At 70.9% G+C, this 6,053-nt stretch carries 4 protein-coding genes and 1 pseudogene; 3 read left to right on the top strand and 2 right to left on the bottom strand.

What is annotated here, in order from left to right; genetic code table 11:
- The first annotated feature begins 22 nt into the window (after positions 1 to 22).
- Together BMG07_RS19825 and BMG07_RS19830 are read left to right on the top strand one after the other, a co-directional pair.
- Positions 23 to 1,525 (top strand): aldehyde dehydrogenase family protein, encoded by a 1,503-nt coding sequence (locus tag BMG07_RS19825; RefSeq protein WP_198085994.1) that lies wholly within the window; start codon positions 23 to 25, stop codon positions 1,523 to 1,525.
- 20 nt (positions 1,526 to 1,545) lie between these two features.
- Entirely contained in the window at positions 1,546 to 2,673 is a 1,128-nt protein-coding gene (locus BMG07_RS19830; protein WP_198085995.1) for a zinc-dependent alcohol dehydrogenase family protein, read from the top strand.
- A gap of 29 nt (positions 2,674 to 2,702) precedes the next feature.
- Here the strand turns inward: BMG07_RS19830 and BMG07_RS19835 are convergent.
- A pseudogene (locus BMG07_RS19835) lies at positions 2,703 to 3,400 on the bottom strand (response regulator).
- Positions 3,397 to 4,992, bottom strand: coding sequence for an ATP-binding protein (locus tag BMG07_RS19840; protein WP_198085996.1), 1,596 nt, complete (start codon positions 4,990 to 4,992; stop codon positions 3,397 to 3,399). The pseudogene BMG07_RS19835 and the gene BMG07_RS19840 overlap by 4 nt, the downstream one beginning before the upstream one ends.
- A 305-nt stretch (positions 4,993 to 5,297) precedes the next feature.
- On the opposite strand from BMG07_RS19840, the gene BMG07_RS19845 reads away from it, so the two are divergent.
- Positions 5,298 to 6,053 (top strand): intradiol ring-cleavage dioxygenase (locus BMG07_RS19845; RefSeq protein ID WP_198085997.1); only part of this gene is annotated, 756 nt, incomplete at its 3' end.

Raw genomic sequence — 6,053 nt, forward strand, 5'->3', positions numbered from 1 at the left:
TTCTTATCCCAAGGAGATCCTGATGAACGCACCCGCCAACCCCTGGAACCTGCTGCGCGACGACGTGCGCGCCTTCGTCGCCCGCCCCAAGAAGCTCTTCATCGGCGGCCAGTGGCGCGACCCCGTCAACGGCAAGACGCTCGAGGTCTTCGACCCCGCGCTGGGCACGCGCATCTGCACCGTGCCGGCCGGTGACGCGAAGGACGTGGACCTGGCCGTGGCGGCCGCGCGCGAGGCCTTCGACAACGGCCCGTGGTCCCGGCTCAACCCTTCCGAGCGCGGCAAGCTGGTGTGGCGTCTGGCCGACCTGCTGGAGGCCAACGCCGACGAGCTCGCGCAACTCGAGGCGCTGGACAACGGCAAGCCCGTGACCGACGCACGCGGCGTGGACGTGGCCTTCTCCATCGAGCTGCTGCGCTACATGGCGGGCTGGTCGAACAAGATCCTGGGCCAGACCATTCCGCTGTCGAACCCGGCCGAGTTCCATGCCTACACGCTGCGCGAGCCGGTGGGCGTGGTCGGACAGATCGTGCCATGGAACTTCCCGTTGATGATGGCCGTGTGGAAGGTGGCGCCCGCGCTTGCCGCCGGCTGCACGGTGATCCTGAAGCCGGCCGAGCAGACGCCGCTGTCGGCGCTGCGGCTGGCGGAGCTGGTGCAGGAGGCAGGCTTTCCGCCGGGCGTGTTCAACGTGGTTACCGGCTTCGGCGAGACCGCGGGCGCCGCCATTGCCGCGCACCCCGACATCGACAAGGTCGCCTTCACCGGCTCCACCGAAGTGGGCCGGCTGATCCTGAAGGCCGCCACCGGCAACCTGAAGAAGGTGGCGCTGGAGCTCGGCGGCAAGTCGCCCGTGATTGTGTTCGGCGACGCCGACATCGAACAGGCCGTGGCCGGCGCGTCGAGTGCCATCTTCTACAACAATGGCCAGACCTGCACCGCGGGCTCGCGCCTCTATGTGCACCGCAAGGTCTATGACAAGGTGATGGAGGGCATCGTGCGCGAGGCCTCGGCGCTGACCATCGGCCACGGGCTGGACCCTGCCACGCGCATCGGCCCGCTGATCTCGGCCGAGCAGCGCGACCGCGTCGCGGACTACATCGAGCAGGGCCGCAAGGCCGGCGCGCAGGTGCTGACCGGCGGCGGCTCCGTGGGCAGCGCGGGCTACTTCCTGCAGCCCACGGTGCTGGCCAACACGAACGCGGGCATGAGCGTGGTGCGCGAAGAAATCTTCGGGCCGGTGCTGTGCGCCATGGTCTTCGATGACGACGACATCGACAGCGTGGTGCGCCAGGCCAACGACTCCGTCTACGGGTTGGCCGCCAGCCTCTACACCCGCGACGTGAGCGTGGCGCATCGCGTGGCCAAGCGGCTGAAGGCCGGCACCATCGGCATCAACACGCACCACGTGGTCGACGTGGCGCTGCCGTTCGGCGGTTTCAAGCAGTCGGGCTGGGGCCGCGAGATGGGCTACGAGGCGATCGCGCAGTACACCGAGGTCAAGTCCATCGGCATCGCGCTCTGAGCGCGTCAAGGAGCACCGGCATGAAAGTCAGAGCAGCCGTACTTGAGCGCATGGGCGCGGCCCCGCCGTACGCCGACAGCCGTCCCCTTGCCATTCGCACTGTCGAGTTGACGCCGCCTGGGCCGGGGGAGGTGTTGATCCGCGTGGGCGCGGCGGGCCTTTGTCACTCCGACCTGTCGGTCATCAACGGCGACCGTCCGCGGCCCATGCCGATGGCACTGGGTCACGAGGCGGCCGGCGTGGTCGAAGAGGTCGGCGCGCACGTGCACGACCTGCAACGTGGCGACCACGTGGTGGTGGTCTTCGTGCCCAGTTGCGGACACTGCGCGCCCTGCGCTGAGGGCCGCCCCGCGCTGTGCGAGCCTGGCGCGGCCGCCAACAGCGCCGGCACGCTGCTGTCGGGCGCGCGCCGGCTCAGCGACCATGGCGCGCCGCTGAACCACCACCTCGGTTGCTCCGTCTTCGCGGAGTACGCCACGGTGTCCCGCCGCTCGCTGGTGAAAATCGACCCGGACGTGCCGCTCGACGAAGCGGCGCTGTTCGGCTGCGCGGTGCTGACCGGCGTGGGTGCGGTGGTGAACACGGCGCAGGTGCGCGTGGGGGCCTCGGTGGCGGTGGTGGGACTCGGCGGCGTGGGGCTGGCGGCGCTGATCGGCGCGCGTGCGGCGGGTGCGCGCCACATCGTGGCGGTCGACCTGTCGGAAGACAAGCTGGCGCAGGCACGCGCCCTGGGCGCCACGCACACCGTGAACGCGGGCAGCGACGACGCCAAGGCGCAGATCCGCGACATCACCTCGGGCGGGGCCGACTATGTATTCGAGTTCGCCGGCGCCATCCGGGCACTGTCGTTGGCCTACGACGCGACACGGCGCGGCGGCATGACCGTGACGGCGGGCCTGCCCACTTCGACGGCGAGCTTCGCCTTGCCTGCGGTCAGCCTGGTGGCGGAGGAGCGCACGCTCAAGGGCAGCTACATCGGCACCTGCGTGCCTTCGCGCGACATTCCACGCTTCATCGATCTGTACAAGCAGGGCCGGCTGCCGGTCGACAAGCTGCTGACGCACCGGCTGAAGCTGGACGACATCAACGAAGCCTTCGACCTGCTGCATGCCGGGCGGGCGATCCGACAGGTGGTGGTGTTCGATTAGCAGGGAATTTGCCGTGGGGTGGCCGGCGCTCAGCCCGGCACCGGCGCCTCCCACGCAAAGCCCACGCCGTACACGACCGTATCCAGTCGTGCCCCGGCGTCACCGCGCCGAGCTTGCGGCGCAGGTTCTTCACGTGGCTGTCGATGGCGCGCTCGGTCACGTCCACGGTGTCGTCGTAGGCCAGCTCGAGCAGCCGCGCGCGCGAGAAGATGCGCCCCGGGTGCCGCGACAGCACCTGCAGCAGCCCGAACTCGCGCCGCGTGAGGTTCAGCGGCGTGCCTTTGAGCGACGCGCGCCAATGAACGTCGTCCAGCACGAGCCCGGGCGCTTCGCCCTGCGAGGCCTGCTGCCCCGGCGCCAGGCCCGGCGCGGTGCGCCGCAGCACGGCGCGCACGCGCGCCACCAGCTCGCGCGGCGAAAAAGGCTTGCACACGTAGTCGTCGGCGCCCAGCTCCAGGCCCAGCAGCCGGTCGACCTCCTCGATGCGCGCGGTCAGCATGATGATCGGGTGCGCCGTGTGCTCGCGCGCGCGGCGCAGCACCTCGATGCCGTCCATGCGCGGCAGCATGATGTCGAGCAGCGTGAGGTCGGGCGGCGCCGCAAGAATGCTCTGCAGCGCGCTTTGCCCGTCGGCGAAATGCGCGGTCTCGTAGCCCGCGTGGCGCAGGTAGTCCTGCACCACGGAGGCGATGTCGATCTCGTCCTCGACGATGACGATGCGTGTCATGCGGATGCGGCCAGTGGCAGGGTGACGGTCAGGCGCAGGCCGCCGAGCGGCGAGGGCGCGGCATCGATGCTGCCGCCGTGCGCCTCGATGGTGGTGCGGCAGATCGACAGGCCCAGCCCCGAGCCGCCGTGCTCGCGGCTGCGCGAGGTCTCGCCGCGGAACAGGCGGTCGAACAGGCGCGGCAGCTCGTCTTCGGGCACGCCGGGCGCGCTGTCGTCGAACACCAGCGTGAGGCAGTTGCCGGTCCACGCGCCCTCGACCGTGACGTCGATGCGCAGTTCGCCGCCCTCGTCGGTATAGGCCAGCGTGTTCTCCAGCAGGTTCATGAAGACCTGGTGCAGCCGGTGCGCGTCGCCGTCGATGGTGGGCTGGGCGGACGCGGCGACAAGGTCGATGGCGCGGCGGTCGACCGCGATGCCGCGCCGGGCGAAGCGCTCGCGCGTGTGGTCGAGCGCCTCTTTCAGCAGCGACAGCGGGAACACCGTGGTGGTGAGCAGGTCGCTCTGCGGCTCGCGCATGCTGCTGCGCAGGTCGTCGACCAACTGGCCCAGGCGGATCACCTGGCGGTGCAGGCGCAGCGCGGTGCGCTCGTCGAAGGTGCGCACGCCGTCCTGCAGCGCCTCGATCTCGGCGCGCATGGCGGCCAGCGGCGTGCGCAGCTCGTGCGCCGCGTCGGCCAGCCACGCGCGGCGCGAGGCCTCGACCGTGTCCAGCCGCTGCGCCATGTCGTTGAAGGTCTTGCCCAGCAGCGCGAGTTCGTCGGAGCCCTGCACCGCCACGCGGGTCGACAGCCGCCCGCGCGCCACATCCTGTGCGGCCTGCGTGAGTTCGTCGATGGGCTTGAACCAGCGCCGCGCGAGCAGCCACGACAGCACCAGCGCAAAGGCCAGGCCGCACAGGCCGGTCAGCACGATCACGCCCGACTGCCGCGCGAGAAAGGCGCGGTCGGCCTCGCTCTCCAGGCCCTGCACCGGCGCGAGCGCGAGGTAGCCCACCACCGTGCGGCCGCGCCGCAGCGGCGTGCGCGCGGCGTTTTCGAGGTCGACCTGGGCGCCGACCACGCGCACGCCCTGCGCGTCGAGGACGGCCAGCCGCTGGTAGATGGAGTCGGCCATCTCGCGCGGATCGGGAAAGAACCACGGCGGCGGCATGTTCGGCAGCCGGCGCGGCAGCAGGTCGAGCTGCGGCGAGGGCGGCGGGGCTGGCGGAGGAATGGGCGGCGGCTCGTTGTTGTTGTCGGCGGCGCCGCCGTCGGTCGGGGCCACGCGCCGGGCGCGGTACTCGTACCAGGGCGGCAGGCGGCGTTCGTCGGTGCCGCCGGCGTTGTCCAGCGCGGCGGCCAGCCGGCCCATCTGCAGGCGGTGCCAGGCTTCGTCGTTGTTGCGCAGGCTCTTCCAGTCGCCGTTGGCGGCGTAGTGCTTGAGCACCAGCTGCGAGAGCCAGTCCATGCGCCGGATCTCGATCTCGGCCACGTAGGAGCCCAGCCCCCGCTGCAGGGCCAGGATCGACAGGCCCGCGAAACTGAGCAGCAGCACGATCAGCAAGGCCGCCAGCGCCAGGAAGATCTTCCGGGAAAGGGTCAGTCTCGGCATGGGCTCGTAAGGGGCATGCGCGCATTCTGCGGCATGCGTGGCGGGCGGACGGTCTTCATGGGCAAGCCGTCGATCATGCCGCCCAAATGGGGAGGAATCTGGGAGAAGTGTTCTCCCATATTTCTCCCGATTGAAAACGCACCATGGCCCCATGAACCCCCCTATGGACCTGCCGCTGCTGCTGGCGATCACGGTGTTTTTTGGCTGCTGACCCAGGCGTGGGCGCTGTTCGTCTTCTGGGCGGAAGACTGTGCCACGCGGCCCGTGCCCGGGGCGGGCCCGAACGCAAAGGAGCAGAAGACGCCATGACACACCCTCGAACACCGCCCCGTCCACCCGCCCTCGGGCGCCGCGGCCTGCTGGCCGCGCTCGGCGCCGCAGGGCTCGCCGCCTCGGCGCATCCTGCCCGTCCGGCACGGGCCGCCGCGCGCAAGCTGCCGCTGACCGCGCAGACCACCGAAGGGCCGTACTACCTCGACGTGGCGAAGCTGCGCGCCGACATCACCGAAGGCCTCGACGGCGTGCCGCTCGAAGTGCGCTTCACCGTGAGCGACACCACCGGCCGCCCGCTGCCGAAGCTGCGCGTGGTCCTGTGGCACTGCGACGCGCAGGGCCGCTACTCGGGCTTCGGCGGGCAGGGCGACGACCGCGCGCTGACGTTCGAGGGCCAGGCCTTCCTGCGCGGCAGCCAGCACACCGACCGCGACGGCGCCGTGGCCTTCACCACCGTGTACCCGGGCTGGTACGCGGGGCGCACCACGCACATCCATTTCAAGGTGCTGAACGGCGCGCGCGCCGTGCTCACCTCGCAGTTCTTCCTGCCCGACGCACTCAGCGAGTTCCTCTACACGCAGGTGTCGGGCTACCAGCGCTCGCGGCTGCGCGACACGCTCAACAGCGCCGACGGCATTGCGCTGAAGGCCGGCGACACCGTGCTCGGCGCGGTGCGCGAGGAACGGCGGCGCTATGTCGCGACGCTCGCGCTGGTGGTCGACCCGGCCGCGAACCCCGTGGTCGACCGGCCCTCGCCGCCCCCGCCGCTGGGTGCGATGCCGTCCGGC

This window comes from Variovorax sp. E3 (genome assembly GCF_016082275.1).
Taxonomy (GTDB): Bacteria; Pseudomonadota; Gammaproteobacteria; order Burkholderiales; family Burkholderiaceae_C; genus Variovorax.

Coding starts and splice junctions, on each gene's coding strand:
- BMG07_RS19830 (WP_198085995.1), top strand. CDS start 1,546: ATGAAAGTCAGAGCAGCCGTACTTGAGCGCATGGGCGCGGCCCCGCCG.
- BMG07_RS19840 (WP_198085996.1), bottom strand. CDS start 4,992: ATGCCGAGACTGACCCTTTCCCGGAAGATCTTCCTGGCGCTGGCGGCC.
- BMG07_RS19825 (WP_198085994.1), top strand. CDS start 23: ATGAACGCACCCGCCAACCCCTGGAACCTGCTGCGCGACGACGTGCGC.